At 63.5% G+C, this 22,964-nt stretch carries 29 protein-coding genes; 15 read left to right on the top strand and 14 right to left on the bottom strand.

Annotation, left to right across the window (positions count from 1 at the left end):
- The first annotated feature begins 58 nt into the window (after window positions 1-58).
- Window positions 59-568: a DUF1993 domain-containing protein gene (locus E5222_RS03145; protein WP_136692253.1), complete on the top strand. Its 510-nt coding sequence runs from the start codon at window positions 59-61 to the stop codon at window positions 566-568.
- Window positions 569-611: 43 nt separating this feature from the next.
- Here the strand turns inward: E5222_RS03145 and E5222_RS03140 are convergent, their stop codons facing one another.
- The 5 genes from E5222_RS03140 to truB all read right to left on the bottom strand — a co-directional run bounded on the left by E5222_RS03140 (window position 612) and on the right by truB (window position 6,745).
- Window positions 612-1,673 (bottom strand): class I SAM-dependent methyltransferase, encoded by a 1,062-nt coding sequence (locus tag E5222_RS03140; protein WP_136692252.1) that lies wholly within the window; start codon window positions 1,671-1,673, stop codon window positions 612-614.
- A 95-nt stretch (window positions 1,674-1,768) separates the two neighbouring features.
- Entirely contained in the window at window positions 1,769-2,677 is a 909-nt protein-coding gene (locus E5222_RS03135; RefSeq protein WP_136692251.1) for a DMP19 family protein, read from the bottom strand.
- Between the two features lie 204 nt (window positions 2,678-2,881).
- The gene (pnp, locus tag E5222_RS03130) at window positions 2,882-5,203 is read right to left on the bottom strand and encodes a polyribonucleotide nucleotidyltransferase (protein ID WP_136692250.1); all 2,322 of its coding nucleotides are present in this window, start codon (window positions 5,201-5,203) and stop codon (window positions 2,882-2,884) included.
- 201 nt (window positions 5,204-5,404) lie between these two features.
- Window positions 5,405-5,674 carry a 30S ribosomal protein S15 gene (gene rpsO, locus E5222_RS03125; RefSeq protein WP_136692249.1) on the bottom strand — a complete coding sequence of 90 codons (270 nt, stop codon included), beginning with the start codon at window positions 5,672-5,674 and terminating at the stop codon, window positions 5,405-5,407.
- A gap of 24 nt (window positions 5,675-5,698) precedes the next feature.
- The gene (truB, locus tag E5222_RS03120; protein ID WP_136692248.1) at window positions 5,699-6,745 is read right to left on the bottom strand and encodes a tRNA pseudouridine(55) synthase TruB; all 1,047 of its coding nucleotides are present in this window, start codon (window positions 6,743-6,745) and stop codon (window positions 5,699-5,701) included.
- A gap of 94 nt (window positions 6,746-6,839) precedes the next feature.
- On the opposite strand from truB, the gene E5222_RS03115 reads away from it, so the two are divergent.
- Complete coding sequence (locus E5222_RS03115) at window positions 6,840-8,423, top strand: AbgT family transporter (protein WP_136692247.1); 1,584 nt, start codon at window positions 6,840-6,842, stop codon at window positions 8,421-8,423.
- On the opposite strand, the gene E5222_RS03110 is transcribed toward E5222_RS03115, so the two are convergent.
- From E5222_RS03110 to pspF, 9 genes are all read right to left on the bottom strand, one after another.
- Entirely contained in the window at window positions 8,420-9,001 is a 582-nt protein-coding gene (locus E5222_RS03110) for a thymidine kinase (protein ID WP_136692246.1), read from the bottom strand. The genes E5222_RS03115 and E5222_RS03110 overlap by 4 nt on opposite strands.
- Before the next feature lie 11 nt (window positions 9,002-9,012).
- Window positions 9,013-9,408, bottom strand: a complete 396-nt coding sequence (rbfA, locus tag E5222_RS03105) for a 30S ribosome-binding factor RbfA (protein ID WP_136692245.1) — start codon at window positions 9,406-9,408, stop codon at window positions 9,013-9,015.
- Window positions 9,408-9,947 carry a DUF1697 domain-containing protein gene (locus tag E5222_RS03100; protein ID WP_136692244.1) on the bottom strand — a complete coding sequence of 180 codons (540 nt, stop codon included), beginning with the start codon at window positions 9,945-9,947 and terminating at the stop codon, window positions 9,408-9,410. The genes rbfA and E5222_RS03100 overlap by 1 nt, the downstream gene beginning before the upstream one ends.
- A 32-nt stretch (window positions 9,948-9,979) precedes the next feature.
- The gene (infB, locus tag E5222_RS03095; RefSeq protein WP_136692243.1) at window positions 9,980-12,511 is read right to left on the bottom strand and encodes a translation initiation factor IF-2; all 2,532 of its coding nucleotides are present in this window, start codon (window positions 12,509-12,511) and stop codon (window positions 9,980-9,982) included.
- A 23-nt stretch (window positions 12,512-12,534) separates the two neighbouring features.
- Window positions 12,535-13,272 carry a DUF448 domain-containing protein gene (locus E5222_RS03090; RefSeq protein ID WP_136692242.1) on the bottom strand — a complete coding sequence of 246 codons (738 nt, stop codon included), beginning with the start codon at window positions 13,270-13,272 and terminating at the stop codon, window positions 12,535-12,537.
- Entirely contained in the window at window positions 13,253-14,947 is a 1,695-nt protein-coding gene (nusA, locus tag E5222_RS03085; protein ID WP_136692241.1) for a transcription termination factor NusA, read from the bottom strand. Before nusA ends, E5222_RS03090 begins: the two co-directional genes overlap by 20 nt.
- Window positions 14,947-15,507: a ribosome maturation protein RimP gene (rimP, locus tag E5222_RS03080; RefSeq protein WP_136692240.1), complete on the bottom strand. Its 561-nt coding sequence runs from the start codon at window positions 15,505-15,507 to the stop codon at window positions 14,947-14,949. Before rimP ends, nusA begins: the two co-directional genes overlap by 1 nt.
- A 143-nt stretch (window positions 15,508-15,650) precedes the next feature.
- On the bottom strand, window positions 15,651-15,968 hold the full coding sequence (locus E5222_RS03075; protein ID WP_136692239.1) for a hypothetical protein: 318 nt from the start codon (window positions 15,966-15,968) through the stop codon (window positions 15,651-15,653).
- A gap of 92 nt (window positions 15,969-16,060) precedes the next feature.
- Window positions 16,061-17,095 (bottom strand): phage shock protein operon transcriptional activator, encoded by a 1,035-nt coding sequence (gene pspF, locus E5222_RS03070; protein WP_136692238.1) that lies wholly within the window; start codon window positions 17,093-17,095, stop codon window positions 16,061-16,063.
- A 152-nt stretch (window positions 17,096-17,247) separates the two neighbouring features.
- Here pspF and E5222_RS16490 point away from each other — a divergent pair, with 152 nt between their 5' ends.
- The 13 genes from E5222_RS16490 (at window position 17,248) to E5222_RS03005 (ending at window position 22,963) form a co-directional block, all read left to right on the top strand.
- Window positions 17,248-17,412: a hypothetical protein gene (locus tag E5222_RS16490; protein WP_169053456.1), complete on the top strand. Its 165-nt coding sequence runs from the start codon at window positions 17,248-17,250 to the stop codon at window positions 17,410-17,412.
- Window positions 17,409-18,275, top strand: a complete 867-nt coding sequence (gene pspA, locus E5222_RS03065) for a phage shock protein PspA (protein ID WP_425456231.1) — start codon at window positions 17,409-17,411, stop codon at window positions 18,273-18,275. The genes E5222_RS16490 and pspA overlap by 4 nt, the downstream gene beginning before the upstream one ends.
- A gap of 3 nt (window positions 18,276-18,278) precedes the next feature.
- Window positions 18,279-18,575, top strand: coding sequence for an envelope stress response membrane protein PspB (pspB, locus tag E5222_RS03060; RefSeq protein WP_136692237.1), 297 nt, complete (start codon window positions 18,279-18,281; stop codon window positions 18,573-18,575).
- A complete protein-coding gene (gene pspC, locus E5222_RS03055; RefSeq protein ID WP_136692236.1) occupies window positions 18,572-18,949 on the top strand; it encodes an envelope stress response membrane protein PspC in 378 nt (125 codons plus the stop codon). The genes pspB and pspC overlap by 4 nt, the downstream gene beginning before the upstream one ends.
- A gap of 26 nt (window positions 18,950-18,975) precedes the next feature.
- Window positions 18,976-19,299: a hypothetical protein gene (locus E5222_RS03050; protein WP_211196077.1), complete on the top strand. Its 324-nt coding sequence runs from the start codon at window positions 18,976-18,978 to the stop codon at window positions 19,297-19,299.
- Complete coding sequence (locus tag E5222_RS03045; RefSeq protein ID WP_136692235.1) at window positions 19,296-19,604, top strand: hypothetical protein; 309 nt, start codon at window positions 19,296-19,298, stop codon at window positions 19,602-19,604. The genes E5222_RS03050 and E5222_RS03045 overlap by 4 nt, the downstream gene beginning before the upstream one ends.
- Window positions 19,601-19,909 carry a hypothetical protein gene (locus tag E5222_RS03040; protein WP_342773160.1) on the top strand — a complete coding sequence of 103 codons (309 nt, stop codon included), beginning with the start codon at window positions 19,601-19,603 and terminating at the stop codon, window positions 19,907-19,909. The genes E5222_RS03045 and E5222_RS03040 overlap by 4 nt, the downstream gene beginning before the upstream one ends.
- Window positions 19,909-20,250 (top strand): hypothetical protein, encoded by a 342-nt coding sequence (locus E5222_RS03035; RefSeq protein ID WP_136692234.1) that lies wholly within the window; start codon window positions 19,909-19,911, stop codon window positions 20,248-20,250. The genes E5222_RS03040 and E5222_RS03035 overlap by 1 nt, the downstream gene beginning before the upstream one ends.
- Complete coding sequence (locus E5222_RS03030) at window positions 20,247-20,504, top strand: hypothetical protein (protein WP_136692233.1); 258 nt, start codon at window positions 20,247-20,249, stop codon at window positions 20,502-20,504. Before E5222_RS03035 ends, E5222_RS03030 begins: the two co-directional genes overlap by 4 nt.
- Before the next feature lie 27 nt (window positions 20,505-20,531).
- Complete coding sequence (locus E5222_RS03025; protein WP_211196076.1) at window positions 20,532-20,774, top strand: hypothetical protein; 243 nt, start codon at window positions 20,532-20,534, stop codon at window positions 20,772-20,774.
- Between the two features lie 134 nt (window positions 20,775-20,908).
- Window positions 20,909-21,316 carry a SufE family protein gene (locus tag E5222_RS03015; protein ID WP_136692230.1) on the top strand — a complete coding sequence of 136 codons (408 nt, stop codon included), beginning with the start codon at window positions 20,909-20,911 and terminating at the stop codon, window positions 21,314-21,316.
- Between the two features lies 1 nt (window position 21,317).
- The gene (locus tag E5222_RS03010; RefSeq protein ID WP_136692229.1) at window positions 21,318-21,668 is read left to right on the top strand and encodes a YbaN family protein; all 351 of its coding nucleotides are present in this window, start codon (window positions 21,318-21,320) and stop codon (window positions 21,666-21,668) included.
- A gap of 59 nt (window positions 21,669-21,727) precedes the next feature.
- Window positions 21,728-22,963 carry a DUF3422 domain-containing protein gene (locus E5222_RS03005; RefSeq protein ID WP_136692228.1) on the top strand — a complete coding sequence of 412 codons (1,236 nt, stop codon included), beginning with the start codon at window positions 21,728-21,730 and terminating at the stop codon, window positions 22,961-22,963.
- Window position 22,964: the final 1 nt, after the last annotated feature.

The following is a 22,964-nucleotide window of genomic DNA, read 5'->3' as shown; positions in this document are numbered from 1 at the left end:
CAGCTGCGTCCATGCCCGCTGCGACCGTCGCCGGGCCGGATGCGACGAGGAGAACCCGATGCCCGTATCGCTTCACGCCGCCACCATTCCATCCATGCTGCAGATGATCGGTGCCGCCAAAGGCTGGCTCGACAAGGCCGAGGACAGCGACTTGTCCGAGGAGGAGATCGCCAGCGCCTGCCTGATCGAGGACATGCTGCCCTTCGCCTACCAGGTGAAGAGCATTGCGGTGCATTCGCAAGGTGCGATCGAGGGGGTGCGCAAAGGCGTGTTCTCGCCCGATCGCAGCGAACCGGCGGAAACGCTGGAAGGCATGCGCGAGCGGCTGGAGGAGGCCCGCGCCTTCCTCTCCGCGCTGACCGAGGCGGAACTGGAGGGCTTCATCGGGCAGGATATGCGGTTCGAGATCGGCGACAAGCGGCTCGATTTCACCGCCGAGGATTTCCTGCTGAGCTTCAGCCAGCCGAACTTCTATTTCCACGCTACCGCGGCCTATGCGATCTTGCGGCACAAGGGCGTGCCGGTGGGCAAGATCGATTATCTCGGCCGGATGCGGCTGAAGACGTAATCCAATGCGTCCCGGGAGCCATCGAGCCCCCGGGACCATCGGATCAGCCGGTAACTTCGAGCACCATGTTGGTGTGCGTTTCCGCCGCGCGGCGGACATTGGCGAAGCCTGCCTCGTTCATCACCTCGGTCAGGCGCTTCTGCCCGGCCTGTGCGCCAAGGCCCAACCCGACATCCTGCGCCAGCGATGCCGGAGTACAGGCGACGGTGGAGAAGCCGTAGAAGATCTGCCCCAGCGGATGCATGTTCTCCGCCATGCTGTCGCCCGCCATGGGCTCGACCAGCATGAAGGTCCCGCCATCGTTGAGCGTTTCGCGAATATGCTTCGCCGCGCCGACGGGATCGCCCATGTCGTGCAGCGCATCGAAAATGCAGGCGAAGTCGAAACCGTCGCCGGGATAATCCTGCGCGGTGGCGACTTCGAAGCTGACATTGCCGACGCCCGCTTCGGCGGCATTCTTGCGCGCCGCCGCGATGCTCGGCTCGTGGAAGTCGATGCCGACGAAGGTGGACTTGGGATAGGCCTTGGCCATCAGGATGGTCGAGGAGCCGTATCCGCAACCGATATCGGCCACCTTGGCGCCTGCTTCCAGCTTGTCGGTCACGCCTTCCAGCGCGGGCAGCCATTCGTCCACCAGGTGCGCGGCATAGCCGGGGCGGAAGAAGCGGTCGGTCGAACAGAACAGGCAGGGCGAATGGTCCGACCACGGCCGCCCCTTGCCCGACTTGAAGGTATCGACCGCCTTCTCATGCTGTTCGAACTGGGCGACGATCGCCTGGATGAAGCCCTGCATGCAGGCCGGCTGCCCCTCGCGGCCGAAGACCAGCGCCTGTTCGGGCGTGATCTCGAACGTGTCGCTTTCGGGGTCGAAATTGATGTAGCCCGCAGCGGAGACCGAACCCAGCCATTCATGCAGGTATTTCTCGTTCATGCCGGTCTTGGCGGCCAGCTGGGCGCAGGTCATCGGACCTTCGCCATCCATGGCGTCGAACACGCCCGCCTGGTCGCCCATATAGGCCATCATAAGGCTGACGGCGCCGGCCACGTCGCCGACGACCTTGCCGGCCAGTTCCTCGACCTTCGCCATATCGATCTGTTCGCTCATCTCGCTCTCTCCTTAAGAATCCCTTCGGCAACAAGAGTGACTGTCGCCGGGAACAGACGCAAGGGAAGCTTTGCAGGAGGAAAGGCGGCGCGCTTCTATTCCCAGAGCGCAGGGGGCAGGTATTCGCCGGTGTGTTTCATCACCCATTCCTGCACCATCGGCATGGGAATGGGCGCGCCCTTTTCGTTGGAATCGGGCTTCATCATCACGCCGAATTGCGGGAACATGAAGGCGGTTGTGGTCCGGCCATCGGCGAGCAGCACGTTGAACACCGTGCCCTTGACGCCCTCCGGTCCGTTGGTCGGCATGCCGCTCACCCAGCGTTCGATATGGAGCGGCTCATCCGCCATGAGGCCGAGATAATGGCAGGCCTGCCAGATCGGGTCGCTGGTCAGGGCCTTGTTCTCCACCTCCTCCCGCTCGCGCTTACGCTGTTCGAACAGCGGGTTGCGTTCGGAAAGGCCCTTCATCTTTTCCCCAATCTCGGAATCGGGAAGGACAAGCAGGCAATCGAGCGAGGCGATCCAGTCGCGGTTCGCCTTCATCAGCTTGTCGCCAAGGCCATCGTAGAAGACCTTGTCGGCCTTCTTGAAGAACTCCGGAAACTTGCCGAAACCGCGCGCATCCATGCCTTTACGGAACTCCTCGGGATGGCTGTCGGCAAAGGCGCACAGATCCTCGTAAAGCTCGATCGCATCGTCGATGCCGAGCTTCGCCAGCCCGGCGCGGATGTCGTCGATCTGGTACTGGTGCCAGCCGCTATTGCCGACATACTGGCTGTGCCCGCCATTATTGACCTGCGCGATGTAGTAATCGACGTGATAGGCCTGCATCGCCTCTGGCGGGATTTCGGTCCGCTCGAACATGGCGGTCCGCAGCACGTAATTGACATAGTCGACCACGGCAGACGGCAGTGCGTAGTCCTTCTCACTATCCCGCGCCGATTGCGGGATGATAATGACCGGCAGCTTGGCCGGACTGGTCGCCGTCTTCCTTCCGAACATTCTCGCCCTCCAATACGGAGACCGGGCTATCGGAAAGAGCTTTCAATTAGATTGAAAATATTTGCCGGGTAAACAAATTGGGCCGCGGTGGCTTTCGCCCCGCGGCCCTCTCTCCCTAGAGTGAGGGAAAGCCCCCGCAGCGCATGGCGCGGGGGTCTCCCAATCCAGTATCAGTCGTCCTTCAGGCCGCTGATCGCGGTGCGATCAGTCATCCTTCAGGAAAGCCGGCATGTGGTCGGGGCTGCCCCCGCCATTGTCATCACCGCCACGATCATCGCGATCCCGACGCGGGCCACGTTCGCCACGGCCACCGCGATCACCACCACGGCCACCGCGATCACCACGGTCGCCACGCGGACCACGGCGATCGCCGCGATCGCCACGGGGCTTGTCACCACGCGGTTCGCGCGGCGGGCGGGTGTCTTCCAGCTCTTCGCCGGTTTCCTGGTCGACGACACGCATCGACAGGCGGACCTTGCCGCGGTTGTCGATCTCGAGGACCTTGACCTTCACTTCCTGGCCTTCGGTGACGACATCGGTCGGCTTCTCGACACGCTCGTTCTTCATTTCGGACACGTGGACGAGGCCGTCCTTGCCACCCATGAAGTTCACGAAAGCACCGAAGTCGACGATGTTGACGACCTTGCCGTTGTAGATCTTGCCGACCTCGGCTTCCTCGACAATGCCTTCGATCCAGGCCTTGGCAGCCTCGATCTGCGACAGGTCGGAGGAGGAGATCTTGATCACGCCCTCGTCATCGATGTCCACCTTCGCGCCGGTTTCGGCCACGATCTCGCGGATCACCTTGCCGCCGGTGCCGATAACGTCGCGGATCTTCGACTTGTCGATCTGCATCGTCTCGATACGCGGAGCATGTGCGGAAAGCTCGGTACGGGCAGAGCCCAGGGCCTTCTGCATCTCACCCAGGATATGCGTCCGGCCGGCCTTCGCCTGTTCCAGCGCCTTTTCCATGATTTCCTTCGTGATGCCGGCGATCTTGATGTCCATCTGCAGGCTGGTGATGCCTGCTTCCGAACCGGCAACCTTGAAGTCCATGTCACCCAGGTGATCTTCGTCACCCAGGATGTCGGACAGGACCGCGAAGTCTTCGCCTTCCAGGATCAGGCCCATGGCGATGCCGGAAACCGGGCGTTCGATCGGAACGCCGGCATCCATCATCGACAGACAGCCGCCGCAGACAGTCGCCATCGAGGACGAGCCGTTGGACTCGGTGATGTCGGACAGGATGCGGATCGTGTAGGGGAAGTCGTCATGCGCGGGCAGCACGGGGTGCAGCGCGCGCCATGCCAGCTTGCCATGGCCGATCTCGCGACGGCCCGGCGCGCCGAAGCGGCCCACTTCGCCGACCGAATAGGGCGGGAAGTTATAGTGCAGCATGAAGTTCGAATAGGTCAGGCCGTCCAGCCCGTCGATCATCTGCTCCGATTCCTTGGTGCCCAGCGTGGTGGTGCAGATCGCCTGCGTTTCACCGCGCGTGAACAGCGCCGAACCATGGGTGCGCGGCAGGAAGCCGACCATGCTCTCGATCGGGCGAACCTGGTCGAGCTTGCGCCCGTCGATACGCGCGCCGTCCTTGAGGATGGCGGTACGCACGATTTCGGCTTCGAGCTTCTTCACCGCCTTGCCGGCAGTCATCTGCGTCTGCCCATCGGCCTCGGCATACTTTTGCTTGGCCTTGGCGCGTGCTTCGTTGAGCGCGTTGGAACGGGCGGACTTGTCGGTCAGCTTGTAGGCGGCGGCGATATCGTCGCCCACCACGCCGCGCAGCTCTTCCTTGATCGTGGCAAGCGCGTCGTTCGAGGCGACTTCCCACGGATCCTTGGCAGCCTGCTCGGCCAGCTCGACAATCGCGCCGACGACCTTCTTGGCTTCCTCATGCGCGAACATGACGGCGCCGAGCATCTCTTCTTCGGTCAGTTCCTTGGCTTCGGATTCGACCATCATCACCGCGTCCTGGGTGGCGGCGACCATCAGGTCGAGGCGGCCTTCCTCAAGGGCAGTTTCCTGCTTCGGGTTGAGGACATATTCGCCGTCGATATAGCCGACGCGGCAACCGCCGATCGGGCCCATGAAGGGCACGCCCGAAATCGTCAACGCTGCCGAAGCGGCGACCATGGCAACCACATCGGCCTCGGTCTCGCCATCATAGGAGAGAACCTGGCAGATAACGTTGATTTCGTTATAGAAACCTTCGGGGAACAGCGGGCGGATCGGACGGTCGATCAGGCGGCTGGTCAGCGTTTCCTTCTCGGTCGCGCCGCGTTCACGCTTGAAGAAGCCGCCCGGGATACGGCCGGCGGAGGAGAACTTTTCCTGATAATGGACGGTCAGGGGGAAGAAGTCCTGGCCTTCCTTCACGCCCTTCGCGGCGGTGACCGCGCAGAGCACAACGGTTTCGCCGTAAGTGGCGAGGACCGCGCCGTCAGCCTGACGGGCAATGCGGCCGGTTTCCAGAGTGAGGGTCTTTCCGCCCCACTCCAGCTCTACTTTCTTGGTGTCGAACATATTTATCCTTCGAACCCGCCCAGCCCTATTGCGAGGCGGGGTTTTCTGCCGGGGATACCGTCCCGGTCCGGTGCGGGGCCTTTTTCCTGCCCCAAGGCCCCTTCACCGAATTGTGAAGGATGCCTGTTTTTTCTGCGATGCCGCTGTGGCGATCGCCTGAAAGCGAAAGGGCGGCCCCGTTGGAGCCGCCCCTCGAAACTCTTACTTACGCAGACCCAGCTTCTGGATCAGGTTGTTGTAGCGCTGCAAGTCCTTCTTCTTGAGATAGGCAAGCAGGCTGCGGCGCTTGTTGACCATCTTCAGCAGGCCACGGCGGGAATGGTTATCCTTGTGGTGGTCCTTGAAGTGATCGGTCAGGTTGCGGATACGCTCGGTCAGGATGGCGACCTGGACTTCGGGGGAACCGGTGTCGCCCTTTGCCTGGGCATTGTCCTTGATGACTTCAGCTTTCTTTTCGGCGGTAACCGACATCTTTCATCTACTCCGCAGTATCTTTCAAACGTTGAACCCCCGCACGACCTTGGCCGTGCCTGCAGAGACTTCCATCAGCGCAACGGGAACATCCTCCAGTTTCGCCAGATAGAGCCCGTCTGCATGGGGCAATCCGGAAATGACCCGGCCCTGGCGGGCCGCCTGCGCGCTTTCCGGATCGAGAGACAAGGCCGGGATACCGTCCAGCCCCGCCTCCAGCGGCAGGAGGTGGTCTTCAAGTGGCGCGCCCTTACCGATTTCGTTCAGTTTGTCCAGCGAAATCGCCTGATTTTCGGTGAAGGGACCGGCCGTCACGCGGCGCAGATAGGTGACATGCCCAACCGTCCCCAGCGCATGGGCGATATCGCGCGCCAGGCTGCGGATATAGGTGCCCTTGGAGGCATGCGCCACCAGCGTGACGCTGTCCGCCAGCTCCAGCGGAGCGGAGGGGTCATAGGGATCGGGGCGGCCGGCGGTGGTCTGGAAGGATGACGCGATTTCCACACCGTCATTCCCGCGAAGGCGGGAATCCAGCTGGCCATGTGCTGCAGCCGTCTCTGGATCCCCGCCTTCGCGGGGATGACGAAGTAAGTGCAGGTCATGGATCGTCACCGCCCGGGTCACCATCTCCACCTCTTCGCCCGCCCTTGCCCGGTCGTAGGCCCGTTTTCCGTCCACCTTGATGGCGGAATATTTGGGCGGAACCTGCTCGATATCGCCGGTGAAATACTCGCAGATCGCGGCGATGGCGGCGAGCGGCGGGCGGCGGTCCGAGGTCGCGACAACCTCGCCCTCGGCATCGAGCGTGTCGGTTTCCTCGCCGAAAGCGATGGTAAATTCATAGGTCTTGCTGGCGTCGAGCATGCGGCCCGCCAGCTTCGTCGCCTCGCCCAGCGCGATCGGCAGCACGCCCTCGGCCAGCGGGTCGAGCGTGCCGCCATGCCCCACCTTGACCTTGCCATACCCCGCCTCGCGCAAATTGCGCTTCACAGCACCCACGGCCTGCGTGGAGCCGAGGCCGCGCGGCTTGTCGAGGATCAGCCAGCCATGGGGGTGGGGTTTGTCGGTCATTGCGGCATCCCATGGGGATTTCGGGGACATTGGTAAAGACCCGCGCGAAAAGGCATGCTAGCCATCGTGGTTTCAGGTGAAAGGGGATCGCAGGATGAGCGAAGCGGCAACGCAAAAGGGCTTTCTCGGCATGATCGAGCGGACGGGCAACAAATTGCCCGATCCGGTGTTCCTGTTCTTCTGGCTGATCGCCGGGCTGGTGGTGATCTCTATAGTCGCCTCGCTTGTGGGCTGGAGCGCGGTCCATCCCACCGAGATCGACGAGGCGACCGGCGCACCGCGGATCATCTCTGCCGTCAGCCTGCTATCGGCAGAGAATATCCAGCGCCTGTGGGTCGATATGCCCACCACTTTCACCCATTTCCACCCGCTCGGCTATGTGCTCGTCGTGATGCTGGGCGCGGGCGTGGCGGAGCGTGCGGGCCTGTTCGGCACCGCCATGCGCGGCGCGGTGCGCTATGCCCCCAAGGCGCTGCTGACGCCCTTCGTGGTGCTGGTGGGCATGATGGGCAACCTTGCCGCCGATGCCGCCTACGTCGTGCTGATCCCGCTCGCTGGCATAGTATTCCATGCCGCCGGCCGCCATCCGGTGGCGGGGATTGCTGCGAGCTTTGCGGGCGTTTCGGGCGGCTTTTCTGCCAACCTCCTGCCCGGCCAGCTCGACGCGCTGCTGTTCGGCATTACCGAGGCTGCGGTGGAGACCGTGTTCGGCGATTTCACCGCCAATATCGCGGGCAACTGGTATTTCATCGCCGCCATGACTTTCGTCTTCCTGCCGGTCATCTGGTACGTCACCGACAAGATGATCGAGCCGCGCCTTGGCACATGGGACCCGGCGCGCGCGGGCCATGCCCCGGTGGGTGAGCAGACCGATGCGCCGCTGACCGATGGCGAGCGCAAGGGCCTTCGCTGGGCGGGCCTCGCCATGCTGGCGGTGGTCGCGCTGTGGCTATTCTTCACCTATGGCCCCGGAACGCCGCTGATCGACGAGGACGCGACGCCCGAGGCGCGCTGGTCCCCCTTCTACCGCAGCCTTGTCGCCGCCTTCTTCCTGCTCTTCCTCCTTGCCGGCTGGGCCTATGGCAAGGGCGCTGGCGTGATCGCAAACCACCGCGACCTGGTGCAGATGATGTCGGGCGCGATGGAGGACCTGGCCTATTACCTCGTCCTCGCCTTTGCCGCGGCGCATTTCGTGGCGATGTTCAGCTGGTCGAACCTCGGCCTGATCCTGGCGGTGAACGGGGCTGACGTGCTCGGCTCCTCCGGCCTCCCCGCATGGGCGCTGCTGGCGGCGATCATTATCGTCTCGGGCATCCTCAACCTCTTCGTCGGGTCGGCAAGCGCCAAATGGGCGCTGCTCAGCCCCGTGCTGGTGCCTATGCTGATGCTGCTGGGGATCACGCCGGAAATGGCCACCGCCGCCTATCGCGTGGGCGACAGCGCAACCAATATCATCACTCCGCTGATGGTCTATTTCCCGCTGATCCTGATCTTTTGCCAGCGCTGGCAGAAGGATTTCGGCCTTGGATCGCTGGCGGCAACCATGCTGCCCTATTCGATCGGGTTGATGGTGGTCGGCCTCGCGCTGACGATTGGGTGGGTAGTGCTCGACCTGCCGCTGGGTCCCGGCGCGCAGGTGTTCATGGATATGCCGGTGGCGGAGACGCCCGTAAGCTAGCGATAGAGGCCCAGCGCTTCGGCGAAATGCTGGCGGCATAGGGCGACATAGCGCTCATTGCCGCCGATCTCGGTTTGCGCGCCCTCGCCCACCGGCTGGCCTGCTTGATCGGTGCGCAGGTTCATCGTCGCCTTGCGCCCGCAATGGCACACGGCCTTCAGCTCCACCAACGTATCGGCAATGCCCAAGAGCACGGCGGAACCGGGGAAGAGGTCGCCGCGAAAATCGGTCCTCAGCCCATAGCAGAGCACCGGGATATTCGCCTCATCCGCCAGCCGCGCGCATTGCCAGGCCTGCATGGCGGTGAGGAATTGCGCCTCATCGATCAGCACGCAGGCGAGCGGGGTCTCGTCATGCTGCATCATCACTTCGCGCCAAAGATCGGTGCCGGGTGAGAAGCGCCGCGCATCGGCGCCGAGGCCGATGCGGCTGGCGATGGGCTGGTCTGCCCGGTCGTCCAGAGCAGCGGTCCACAGCATCGTTGCCATGCCGCGCTCGCGATAATTGAAATCGGCCTGCAGCAGCGTGGTCGATTTCCCCGCATTCATGCTGGCATAGTAGAAATAGAGCTTGGCCATGGCGTGCCGCGCTAGTCGTCTTCGTCGAGATCCCGCCGCACGCGCGGATCGTCGAGCAGCTGGTCGATCCGGCTTGCCTCGTCGAAGCTTTCGTCGGCGCGGAATTGCAGCTTGGGAGCGAACTTCAGGCCGAGGCGCTGGGCAACCTCGCGCTGAAAGAAGGCGGTGTTTTGCTGCAGTGCCTTCACCACCACGGCCTCGTCCTCACCCAGCAGCGGCTTCACATAGACCTTGGCGTTGCGCAGGTCGGGCGACATGCGCACTTCGGTGACGCTGACCGTATGCGCGGAAAGCGTATCGTCATGCACCTCGCCGCGCGCGAGCAGTTCGGAGAGGATATGGCGCACACGCTCACCCACCTTGAGCAGGCGGACGGACTGGTCTTCTGGGGCGGAATGACGGGCCATTACTCTTCCATCTTCTCTAAAATACGCTGCAGGGACCGCATGTTGCGCGCCGTGCCGCGGCAGTCGATCTTGCGTTCGATGAAGGCGCCGGTCAGCTTGCTGGTGCCGACACCGTCCACGTAATCGATATAGAGGCAGCGGTCGCCCAGCGCGATCTTCTCCGGCCCGCGTCCTTCATAGGCGGCAAGCATGACCTTGAACTGGTCCGGATCGGTCTGCTTCTCAAGGAAAAGGGTATGGACGAACTTGTCCTCCCCTTCTGCGCGGAACGGATTGTCCTCGATCGCGGAGCGCACCTCATCGGCGTTGCGCACTGCGGCGAACGTATCGAAGCCGAAGCGGTCCTTGACGATCCAGGCGAGCATTTCGGACATGCCCTCGCTGGGTCGCTCATCGAAGGAAAACAGCACGTTGCCGCTGGCGACGACGGTTTCGACGTCCTCCAGCTCCTCGCGCTCCAGCGCCTCGCGCAATTCGGCCATTTTCAGCCGATTGCCGCCGACATTCATGCTGGCGAAGAAGGCGCAATAGCGGGTCATTTGCTGTTGTCGCCTCCTCCGGAGCCAGCCGGTTACAGCGTCCGTTCACGCTCCTCGACTTCGAAGACTTCAAGCTGGTCACCCGGCTTGATGTCGTTCGTGTCGGCCAGCACCACGCCGCATTCGAGGCCGGCGCGGACTTCGTCGACATCGTCCTTGAAGCGCCGCAGCGAGGCGATGGTCGTTGCCGAAACGATGACGTCTTCGCGCGTGAGGCGGGCATGGAGACCCTTGCGGATGACGCCTTCTTCCACCAGCAGGCCAGCTGCCTTGTCCTTCTTGCCGGACTTGAAGACTTCCTTGATCTGCGCACGGCCGACGACATGCTCGATCCGCTCGGGACCCAGCTCGCCCGCCATCTCCTTCGCGATTTCCTCGGTCAGGTGATAGATCACGTCGTAATACTTCATCTCGACGTTATCGCGCTTCACCAGTTCGCGCGCCTTCGCATTGGGACGCACGTTGAAGCCGATGATCGGCGCCTTGGACGCGTTCGCAAGCGATACGTCGCTTTCGGTGATCGCACCCACGCCTGCATGCAGCACGCGGACCTTGATCAGGTCGTTCGAGAGGTTGTGCAGCGCCGAGTTGATGGCCTCCACCGAACCCTGCACATCCGCCTTCACCAGCACGGGGAATTCCACCACATCGCTGGTGTTGAACATCGTGTCGAAGTTGGTCGGGGCCAGCGCGGTGCGCTTTTCGGTCGCCTTTTCCTGGCGATACTGCGCCACTTCGCGGGCACGCTGTTCGTTTTCGACAACGGTCAGCATGTCGCCAGCCTGCGGCACACCGCCGAGGCCCAGGACTTCGACCGGCGTGGCCGGGCCAGCTTCCTTCACCTGCTTGCCGTGATCGTCGATCAGGGCGCGCACGCGGCCGCTTTCGGTGCCGACGACGAAGGTGTCGCCGCGCTTCAGCGTACCGCGATTGACCAGCACGGTGGCAACGGGGCCGCGGCCCTTGTCCAGCTGCGCTTCGACCACGGTGGCCTCGGCAAAGCGCTCGGGATTGGCCTTCAGCTCCATCAGCTCGGCCTGCAGCAGGATCTTCTCGAGCAGATCGTCGAGACCTGCGCCGGTCTTGGCGGAGACTTCCACGTCCTGCACATCGCCCGACATCGCCTCGACGATAACCTCGTGCTCCAGCAGGCGCTCGCGCACCTTCTGCGGGTTCGCTTCCGGCTTGTCGCACTTGTTGATCGCCACGATCATCGGGACGCCGGCGGCCTTGGTGTGATTGATGGCCTCGATGGTCTGCGGCATGATGCCGTCATCGGCGGCCACCACCAGCACCACAATGTCGGTGACGTTGGCACCGCGCTGGCGCATCTGGGTGAAAGCCTCGTGCCCCGGCGTATCGAGGAAGGTGACTTTCTGCTTTTCCTTGCCCTTGGTGGTGATCTGGTAGGCGCCGATATGCTGGGTGATGCCGCCGGCTTCGCCCTTGGTGACATTGGCACCGCGCAGCGCATCCAGCAGGCTGGTCTTGCCGTGATCAACATGGCCCATGATCGTGACCACCGGGGGACGCGGCTTCAGCGTCTCTTCCGGATCGACGTCCTCCTCGGTGGAGATATCGACATCGCTTTCGGACACACGGGTGATGTTGTGGCCGAATTCCTCGACCAGCAGCTCCGCCGTATCCTGGTCGATCGTCTGGTTGACGGTGACCATCATGCCCATGTTGAACAGCGCCTTCACCAGGTCGGCGCCCTTCTCGGCCATGCGGTTGGCGAGTTCCTGCACGGTGATCGCCTCGGGGACGACCACGTCGCGGACCTGCTTTTCACGCGGCTGGCTGGAGCCGCCACCCTGGGCGCGGCGTTCCTTCTCGCGCGCACGCTTCAGCGCGGCGAGGCTGCGTGCACGGCGGCCCTCATCCTCGTTCAGCGCGCGGTTGACGGTCAGCTTGCCCGAACGGCGCTTGTCGCTTTCGCTAGCACCACCGCCGCCGCGCTCGGCCTTGCCCGTCTTGCGCTCCTGCTTCTTTTCGGGGCGCTTGATCTCAGGGCGTTCGACCGGCGTGAACTTGCGCGGGCTGGGAGTGGGCTTGGGCGAGTCCGCCGCAGCCGGCTCCGCTTCGGCCTGTTCGGCAGCGACCTTGGCGGCCTCTTCCTCGGCCTTGCGCTGCTTCTCGGCCTCTTCCTCGGCCTTGCGATTCTGTTCCTCGCGGCGCTTCTGCTCCTCGGCCTCCTGCTTGGCCTGCTGCTCGTCACGCTTGCGCGCTTCCTCGGCCATGCGCAGCCGCTCTTCCTCGGCCTCGCGCTGCATGCGGGCGACGCGTTCCTGCGGCGTTTCACCGGCGGGCGCAGCCTTCTTGGCGGCAGGCTTCTTGGCCGCCGGCTTGGGCTCGGGTGCGGGAGGCGGCGGAGGCGGAGGCGGCGGGGCCGCTTCCTCGGGCGCAGCGCCGGGCTTGGTCAGCTTGCGGCGACGCTTCACCTCGACCGCAACCTTGTTGGTGCGCCCGTGGCTGAAGGTCTGCTTGACCTCTCCCGCATCGACCGAGCGCTTGAGTCCCAGCGGCTTGCGGGTGCGCTTCGGTGTGTCTTCGTTCTCGCTCATACGCCTCTAATATTCCTTCAAATTCAATCTAATGCTGCGGCATCATGCGCAGCGCCATCCACCGCAGCTTCGCCACCATCACCGGCCGGGGCTCCGGCCCCCAGAAAGGTCTGCAAACGACGCAGCGGGACCAGCACCCGCTTTGCCGATGCGTGATCGGCCAGCGCCAGGTGAACGACATTGTCGCGGCCCAATGCCACAGACAGGGCCATGCGGTCCAGTGGCAGGACTTCGCCCGCCATTCCGCTGCCTTCCGCATCCATGCCCACGCGCCAGGCCTGGTCGAGCTTTTTCGACCCGTCCTCGCTCGCATCTTCGGCATGGAACAGCGCGGCGACCTTGCCCATCCGCGCTTCATTGGCGATCCGGTCCGAACCCAAGATAAGACGTCCGGCGCGCATTTCGAGGCCCAGCCGTTCCAGAAATGCGCGTGAAAGCGCATTTTCCAGCAGGACAGGCAGATCTTGAGGAACCGAGAGGCCGCCTTCCTTGAAGGAGCGGGCAAGCGCGCCTTTCAGCTGGCCGCTCGCAATCGCCTGTTCCAGCTGCGCCTTGTTGCAACCGATCCATGCGCCCCTCCCCGGCGCGCGCGCCAGCGCATCGGGCAGCACATCGCCATCGGGAGAGACGGCAAGGCGCAGCAGGTCGTCCCGGCAGGCAGTCTCGCCCGACAGGATGCAGCGCCGCTCGGGAGCGTCGCCACTCCCGTCACGCTTACGCGATCGGTTCTGCCTTAGGCTCTCATTGCGAGGATTCCGCATCGGCGGCCTCCTCTGCTTGGGCTTCGGTGTCGGCAGCCGGAGCGGCCTTTTCCTCGTCCTCGGACCCCGGAGCGGACGCGACATCTTCGTCTTCGAACCAATGCGCGCGAGCGGCCATGATGATCTCGTTGCCCTGCTCTTCCGTCAGGCCGTAGGTGCCAAGCACGCCGCCCTTGTCCTCGGAACGCTGCGGGCGACGCAGCGGCGGGCCATCGGCATTCTGGCGACGACGCGGCGCTTCACGCTTCTTGGCGATCAGCTCGTCGGTGGCGAGATCGGCCAGGTCGTCCAGTGTCTTGATCCCGGCCTTGCCCAGCACCACCAGCATTTCCTCGGTCAGGTGCGGGATATCGGCCAGCGCGTCTTCCACGCCCAGTTCCTTGCGCTGCGCGCGGTGAGCTTCTTCCTGCCGTTCCAGCGCCTCGCGGGCGCGGCTCTGCAGTTCTTCGGCCAGATCCTCGTCGAAGCCTTCGATGCTGGCGAGTTCGGCCAGCTCGACATAGGCGACTTCTTCCAGCTCGGCGAAGCCTTCGGCCACCAGCAGCTGCGACAGCGTCTCGTCGACGTCGAGTTCTTCCTCGAACATCTTGGAACGTTCGGCGAATTCCTTGGAGCGCTTCTCGGAAGCCTCTTCCTCGGTCATGATGTCGATCTGGTGACCGGTCAGCTGGCTGGCGAGGCGCACATTCTGGCCGCGGCGGCCGATGGCGAGCGAGAGCTGGTCATCGGGAACGACAACTTCGATGCGGCCCTCTTCCTCGTCCAGCACAACGCGGCTGACGGTGGCCGGCTGCAGTGCGTTGACGACGAAGGTCGCGGTATCTTCGGACCAGGGGATGATGTCGATCTTCTCGCCCTGCAGTTCCTGCACCACGGCCTGCACGCGCGAGCCCTTCATGCCGACGCAGGCGCCGACCGGGTCGATCGAGCTGTCATGGCTGATCACGCCGATCTTGGCGCGGCTGCCCGGATCGCGGGCGGCGGCCTTGATCTCGATAATGCCGTCGTAGATTTCGGGCACTTCCTGCGCGAACAGCTTCTTCATGAATTCGGGATGCGCGCGGGACAGGAAGATCTGCGGACCGCGATTGTTGCGTTCCACCTTCATGATCAGCGCGCGGATACGCTCGCCCACACGGGCGGCTTCGCGCGGGATCTGCTGGTCGCGGCGGATCACGCCCTCGGCACGGCCGAGATTGACGATCACGTGGCCGAATTCGACCGACTTGATCACGCCGGTGATCACTTCGTTCGCGCGGTCCTTGAATTCCTCGTACTGACGCTCACGCTCGGCATCGCGGACCTTCTGGAAGATCACCTGCTTGGCGCTCTGCGCATCGATACGGCCGAGATCGACCGGCGGCAGCGGGTCGACGATGAAGTCGCCTACGGCAGCGCCCTCTTCCAGCTTCTGGGCCTGCTTCAGGTCCACCTGCTTGAAGTAGTCCTCGACCTCGTCAACGACTTCCACGACGCGCCACAGGCGCAGGTCACCGGTCATCGGGTCCAGCTTGGCGCGAATATCGTTCTCGGCGCCGTAACGGGCGCGCGCCGCCTTCTGGATCGCCTCCTCCATCGCCTCGATAACGATCGCCTTGTCGATCATCTTCTCCGAGGCGACCGCATTGGCGATCGCGAGCAGTTCTGCCTTGTTGGCGGAAATGGGACTGGCCATCAGTCGTCAGCCTTTTCTTCTTCGTTGAACTCTTCGATTTCGTCGGCGCCCTCGATGTCGAGGGGCTGTGTAGCGGCGATCAGCTTGTCTGTCAGGACGAGCTGCGCCGAGTGGATCTTTTCGAGCGGCACGGCAATATTGCCCGCCTTCTTGTCCGCAATGGTGACGACATCGCCTTCGATGCCGACAAGCTCTCCGGCCAGGTTGCGATGATCGTCGATCTTTTCGGACAGCGCGATCTTCGCCTCATACCCGGCCCAGTTGGCATAATCCTTCGGGCGGGTCAGCGGACGGTCGATGCCGGGACTGGAGACTTCGAGCAGGTAAGCGCCCTCGACCAGCTCCTCGCCGCCTTCCTCGATCTCGTCGATCCTGGCGGAAATGGCGCGCGACAGCTGGGCGCATTGCTCCATGATCAGCTGCCCGGTGGCGGGATCTTCCGCCATCACCTGCAGCGTACGCTCCTCACCCGAACCGGTCATCTTCACGCGCACGATTTCGAAGCCGAAAGCTTCGGCTTCATGTGCGAACAGATCGGTCAGGCGGGCGAGATCGGCCATGCCACTCCAGTAATAATGCGTCTTGCCGACTCCATCGTGACAAAGCGGTTTGGTGCCGGCCCCTTGCGGCGCCAGCATCCGGATATTGTCACGACAATTTCGGGATGGCGGTCAAATAGGCGCGTTGGCCCGGTTTGGCAAGTCTATTCGCTTCCCCAGCCGCCCGTATCTTCCATGTAGGGATCGACGTCACCGTAGTTGCCATCATCAAAGCCGGTCTTCGAAGCTGCGGAATAGCCCCAGCCCTCATCGGCCAATTGCTCCGCCCGGCGTTCCTCGCGTGCAGCCTCGATAGCCTTTTCGCCAAGAGCCTCGGCGCGCTCGCTTACCTGCTCAGCGACGACCGGTGCGGTGAAGTGAAGTCCAAGCATGATGATGGCAACAAGACTCAGCCCGGCGAAAATCAACATTCCTACGAGCCGCTGGACATTACCCACCATACCATCGACAAAATCGACCAACCCCCGCATTCCATCCTCCAGTCAAAAAGGCGGAAAGAGCATAAAAAGGGCCTGACAAAGGAAGGGTAAACACGGCCCCGATCGCGCGCCGGCTAACCGTCGGTGTTGATCTCATGCTTCTTTATACAGTGCCGCAGCTGGTCATAGCTGAGGCCGAGCGCCTTGGCGGTCTGGCGCTGGTTCCAGCGATGGCGGCCCAGCGCCTGCAGCACGATGGCCTTTTCATGTGCGTCCACCGCCGCGCGCAGATCGTCGACGTGCGAGAAATCGCTGGCCGGCGCCTTGGCCGGAGCAGGAGAGGCCGGCGACGACTGGCCGCCACCATTCGCTGCGACCGCAGAAGCGGCCGGCTTCCACGGCGAGTCGAAAGGATCGAACACGGCGTGGGCAATCGGCTGGCTCCAGTCGTCCCAGCGGTAGACGGCGCGCTCCACCACATTGCGCAATTCGCGCACATTGCCCGGCCAGGGGTGGTTCTCCATCGCTTCCGCCACGTGCTCGGCAAAGCCGGGCCATTGCTCCCACCCCAGCTCCGCCGCCATGCGCCGCCCGAAGTAATCCACCAGTACGGGGATGTCGCCCTCGCGCACGCGCAGTGGCGGCAGGGTGATAACCTCGAAGGTCAGCCGGTCGAGCAGGTCGGCGCGGAAACGGCCTTCCTCTGCCAGCTTCGGCAGGTCCTCATTGGTGGCGGCGACGATGCGCACGTCAACACGGGTGGGGCGCGAGGCGCCGATGCGCGTCACCTCACCATATTCGACCGCACGCAGCAGCCGCTCCTGCGCGCCCATGGAAAGCGTCCCCAGCTCGTCAAGGAAGAGAGTTCCGCGATCCGCCTCCTCAAACCGCCCGGCGCGCGCCCTGGTGGCGCCGGTGAAGGCGCCTGCCTCATGGCCGAACAGCTCCGCCTCGATCAGCGTTTCGGGCAGCGCGGCGCAGTTCATGACGACCAACGGTTCTTCCCAGCGGTCCGACAGGCGGTGAAGTCGTTCGGCGATCAGTTCCTTGCCTGTCCCGCGCTCTCCGATTACAAGAACAGGGCGCGCCATGGGCGCAGCGCGGCTGGCGCGTTCGACCGCGTCGAGGAAGGCGCCGGACTGGCCGATGAACTGGTTTTCACGCTCCATGCCCAACATATAGTGAATTTCACCAAGGTTTGGCAATACAGGCGATATTCATCTATCTGAACGGCAGATAAACGGCTGATTTTCTCCCGATTTTCCAAACTGGCATGCTGCTTGCAAAGTTTGGGGTAACTGAAGGATTAGGAGAAACCCACATGTTCGATCATCGCTTCCTTGTCAGCAAGACCGGCATTGCCGCGCTGATCAGCGTTGCGGCCATGGTCGTGTTCAACGTGTATGCGGCATCGCAGCAGTTCGGCCTTGACCATGTCGGTCCCGACCTGATGCTCGTCGCTACCCCGATGGTGGGTCTCGCGTGAGCCGCGACGGCAACAATTCTCTGACGCCGGTGGGACTGACGGCGGACAGCTCCGAGGGATCGCGGCTCGACCGCGAGATCGAGAGGCTGCGCACCAGCCCCACTCCGACCCAGTCGAAAGGCGACCGCGGTTTTTTCGATTTTGACGTCAAATCCAATTTGAACGGAGTGCCCTTGATGGGAATTTTCTCGCGTACCCGAGACATCATCGCCGCCAATTTCAACGAGCTGCTGGACCAGGCCGATGATCCTTCGAAGATGATCCGCATGATCATCCTCGAAATGGAGGAAACGCTGGTCGAGGTTCGCGCCAGCGCAGCCCGGACGATTGCCGACCAGAAGGAAATGCACCGCCATGCGGTGAAGCTGGACAAGCTGCAGTCCGACTGGGCGGAAAAGGCGCAGCTGGCGCTGTCGAAGGATCGCGAGGACCTGGCCCGCGCCGCGCTGCTGGAAAAGCGCAAGGCGGGCGACATGGCCGAGCAGCTGAAGACCGAGATCGCCATACTCGACGATGCACTGCGCGCTTACGAGAAGGACATCCAGAAGCTGCAGCACCGCCTGCGCGAAGCACGCAGCCGCCAGAGCCAGATCGCCGCAAGGCTGGAGAGTGCGGAGAACCGCTACAAGCTGCGCAGCCTGATGACCAATGAGCGGGTGGATGAGGCGCTGAGCCGCTTCGACCAGCTGGAACGCCGCGTCGACTATGCCGAAGGCCGCGCCGATGCGCTGGGCATGCAGAACGAGACGCCCTCGCTCGCCGACGAATTCGCCGCGCTGGAAGGCAGCGACAAGGTCGACGAGGAACTGGAAGAAATGAAGCGCGCCCTGGGGATGGGCGGCGACGAGAAGAAGGAAGGGTAAATCTTGGAACAGATCATTATCATACCGGCAATCTTCATCGGGTTGCCGTGGCTGATCCTCCACTATGTCACCAAGTGGAAGACCGCCGGCAGCATCACCTCCGATGACGAAGTGCTGCTGGAGGAGCTCTACCAGCTCGCCAAGCGCCTCGACGAACGGATGGACACGGTCGAACGGCTGGTGGCCACCGACAACCCCGATTTCCAGACCGCGCGCATCATGCACGACAAGGAAATCGACAACGCACCGCTGCAGGAACTGGAAGCCCTGCTGGCCGAGAAGAAGGGAGCCCGCAAGTGAACAGCCCGCGTACCAGCCTTTATCGCGACAAGCAGAATGCGAAGCTGATGGGCGTATGCTCCGGCATCGCCGACTATACCGGGGTCAATGCCCTGTGGGTCCGCCTTGGCGCGCTGATGATGATCGGCCTCACGGCCGGATGGATCATCCCGCTCTATTTCCTCGCCGGCCTGCTGCTCAACAAGAAGCCGCCGCATCTCTATCGCGACGCCGAGGAGCAGAAATACTGGCAGGGCGTGCGGCAGAGTCCGAAGCGCACCACGCGCGAAATCCGCGCCCGCTTCCGCGATATCGACCGCCGCCTGGCCGAAGTCGAAACCTATTACGTCAGCAGTAATCCGCGCCTGTCCGCGGAAATCGAAGACCTGCGCTGATCCACACGAATCGAGGGGGAAGTAGAATGGAACCGGGAGTAATCGGCGTATTCATCCCGATCGTGGGAACAATCATGGGTTGCGGCATTGCCATGGTCGCGATCTGGACGAAGCACCGCGAAAAGGTCGTCAAGATCCAGGTGGATGCCACGGCCGAGCATACGGCTGAGAAAGCCGCGCAATATGCCAGCCATGTGAAGGAGCTGGAGGAGCGCGTGCAGGTGCTCGAACGCATCGTCACCGATCGCGGCTATGACATCGCCACCCAGATCGAAGCTCTGCGCGACACCAAGAAGGTGGAAGACCAAGGCAGCGGCGTGCCGCTCGGCCTCTCCCGGGAGAACGCATGATGGGCGCGGGTGAGACCTTTGCCGCCATCGCCTTTGCCGGCGTGCTGATCGCCTTGATCGTTGCAGGCACGGAGATGTTCCGCCGCTTCATGAACTACAAGGAACGCCAGCTGGAGATGAGCGAACAGAGCGCGCGAAGCACGGCGCAGAACAAGGCGATCGAGGATCGGCTCCGCGCGCTGGAAAGCATCGTCACCGATGGCGGCTATGACGTCGCCAGCAAGATCGAGGCGCTGCGCGATACGCGCAAGGTGGAAGACCAGGGTAGCGGCGTGCCGCTCGGCCTCTCGCGGGAGAACGCATGATGAGTTGGGGTGGTCCGGGCTTCGTAATTGCAATCATTGCCTTGTCCATGGGCGCCTGGGTGATCACCACCTGGATTCGCGCCAAGCACGGCTACCCGCTGGAAGACGAATGGGGCGGCAAGACAGTGCACCCCAGGCACAATAATGCGGACAGCCAGAAGCTGATTGCCGACAATCGCGCCCTGTCCGAACGGCTCGAGAATGCCGAGGATCGCCTTGCCGTGCTCGAGCGCATCGTGACCGACCAGGGCTATCTCACATCGCGCGAGATCGAGGCGCTGCGCGACAAGACGGAGACGAAGTGATGGACCCCACTGTTGCGGTCATACTCGACTACATTCCACTGGTCGTCGGCGGTGCCGTGCTGATCTCGCTCGCCGGTGTATGGGCCTCGGTCCACAACACCAAGCTGAAGATCAAGAACGGCTATCCGCTGGAAGGCATGTGGGGCCAGTCGCTGAAGCCCGAGGTCTCTTCCGAAGGGATGGAGCGGGTGCGCATGCTGACGCAGGAAAACGCCGCGCTGCGCGCAGAGCTCTCCGCGATCAAGGAACGCACCGCCAACCTGGAGAAGATCGTAACCGATAGCGGCTTCCAGCTGACCCACCAGATCGATCGCCTGCGCGATAGGGAGGAGATGCAGTGAGTTTCTGGACTGCTGCGGTCGTGATCGTGGCCATTTGGGCCTTCGTCACGATCTATTCGCACCGGCATGACGGTACGCTTGGCGTCACCCGCGACGAGGACGGCAATCCCGTCTTTCCACCGCGCGACGAGAGCGAATTGCAGCGCGAGGTGAAGGAACTGCGCGAGCGCGTCAAAGTGCTTGAGAGAATTGCCACCGATGACCGGGAGGCCAAGCGCCTGTCCTCGGAAATCGACAGGCTCCGGGACGAATAAGGCCGGGATAGACGAGGGAAGAAGGGAATGATGAGCGACCAATTTCTGATGGCTGCCTGTTCGCTGCTTGGCCTGATGGTGCTGGCGATGGCAACGCTGAAGGGCTGGCAGGGCTGGCTGGCGCTGAAGGAGCGCGAGCTGGACATGCGCGGCGGTCATGCGCCGGAAATCGAAGGCGGCGCCCGTGAAGGCGCGGCGCGGATCGAGATCGCCGACCTCAAGGAACGCATCCGCAAGCTGGAAGCAATTGCCAGCGGGGTGGATTTGTAATCGCGCCTTGCTACATGCGCCTTGTTCCCCAGGGTTCGTCATTGCGAGGAGCGCAGCGACGAAACAATCCAGGGCGGCAGCGCGCAAGGCCCTGGATTGCTTCGCTCCGCTCGCAATGACGGGTTGAAACGCAGTTGCGATCCCTCCACGACATCCTTGAAGAATACGAATTCCTCGAAGGCGACGAACGCTATCGCCTGCTGATCGAGCTTGGCCGCGAGCTGGAGGACATGCCCCAGCCGCTCAAGACCGACGCCACGCTGGTGCGCGGGTGCTCTGCGCAGGTCTGGGTCTATCCCACCGGCGATGCCGGCCAGCTGCACTTCCTGGCGGACAGCAATGCGGCGATCACCAAGGGCATTGTCGCGCTGGTGATTTCCGCCGTGCAGGACAAGCCCGCCAGCGAAGTCGCGGCAATGGACGTGACGGCCGCGCTGGAGCCGTTCGACCTCAAGAACCAGCTCTCCTCCAACCGCACGCAGGGAGTGCCCAACATGATCGCGCTGGTGAAGGAACACGCCGCGCGGATCGCGACTGCCTGACATGAAGCGGCCGCTATGGTCTGCGGCGGGCCTGTCATGCGTGGCTTTGGGCGCGGTGGGGGCCTTCCTGCCGATCCTGCCCACCGTACCCTTCCTGCTGCTGGCCACCTTCTGCTTTGCGCGCGGCAATCCGGCGTGGGAGCAGCGCCTGCTCGATCACCCGCGCTGGGGACCGCCGCTGGTCCAATGGCGCGAGAGGCGGGCGATTTCGCGCCGGGCCAAGATCTCTGCCGTTACCGCCATGGGGGCAGGCGTCCTCATCACCGCGCTCACCGCCGGATGGCCGTGGTGGCTGCTCGTGCTCGGCATTGTCAGCGTCACCGGAAGCTGGATCTGGACCCGCGCGGAATAGGTGCTTGAGGCACGCAGGCGGAGCATGCAAAGCTCTGGCTCAACGCGACAGGAGGCCCGATGCGCGAACATGAATTGCGGCGCCAGGTGGTGGCCGAAATGCACTTGCGGCGCTGGCCGGTCCTCGCCGTCCCCTCGCTCATCACACAGTGGCTGCTCATCGTCGACGAGGATGAGCGCGAGGCGGAATACGCCTTCCTCGACGGATTGTTCGGAGCCCAGGGCGGCAGCCACCGTCCCGCCCATCGCTCGGGCGAAGTCGCGCACGGCATTTCCTGCGTCTGGGAACGCCATAGCGAGGGGAGCAGCATGGCGCTGTTCTCCCCGCCCACCAGTCCCGAGCTGGAAGCGGCCTACAAGCGCGTTCTGGACATGCCCGGCGCAATCCTGAGGGCGACGCAAATCCACGTCGTGGCGAAGGACACAGCGGCGCAGAAGCTGCTGCCCTCCATGCAGTTCGAGCCGGGCGAGACGATCTCCTGCCATTTCGCAGGCAAGGCGCGGCTCTGGGCCGACTTCCGCCTGAAGGAGGACGGGTTCGGCCACGTGGTCGCCGCCGCCAACGGCCTCGACCAGCGCGATTTCACCCGCGCGGTTCAGCGTGTTCAGGAGCTGGGCAATTACCGCAACAAGGCACTGCTCGGCCTGCCCGTCGCGCAGGAGGCCTGGCCCCGGCTAGACGCCGCTGAACAGCAGTTAGCCACCCTCTCGACCCGCGTAGCCGGGGCCGAGGAGCGCGACGACGAGCTGATGGAGGAGCTTTCGCGCCTCTCGCTCGAATTGACGGCGATCGCCACCGCCATCGGCTATCGCATGAGCGCGACGCGCGCCTATGCCGCGTTGGTGCGAGAGCGGCTGGAGCAGCTGCATGTGACGCCGCTCGAAGGTTATGCCTCGCTTGCCAATTTCACCCAGCGCCGCTTCCAGCCCGCAGTGCGCACCTGCGCAGCGGTGACCGCACGCGAGGAGCAATTGTCGGAACGCGCCAGCCGCCTCGCCAGCCTGCTGCGCGCGCGGATCAACACGCGGATCGAGAACCAGAACGCGCGGCTGCTGCGCTCGATGGAGCGCTCCTCCAGCCTGCAATTGCGCTTGCAGCAGCTGGTCGAGGGCCTCTCGGTCGTGGCGCTCAGCTACTACCTGATCGGCCTCGTCGGCTATGTGCTGAAGGGCATGAGCCATTCGTGGCCCGGCCTCGATCCCGAGCTTGTGATGGCTGTGCTGGTGGTGCCGGTGGTTCTGGGCGTGTGGCTGGCGCTGCGGGTGGTGAAGACGCGGGTACTGGGGGAGAGCTAGC

The sequence above is a fragment of the Alteraurantiacibacter aquimixticola genome (assembly GCF_004965515.1).
Lineage (GTDB): Bacteria > Pseudomonadota > Alphaproteobacteria > Sphingomonadales > Sphingomonadaceae > Alteraurantiacibacter > Alteraurantiacibacter aquimixticola.
Note: the sequence above shows the minus strand (reverse complement) of the source record. Positions and strands in the feature narration are given on the sequence as shown.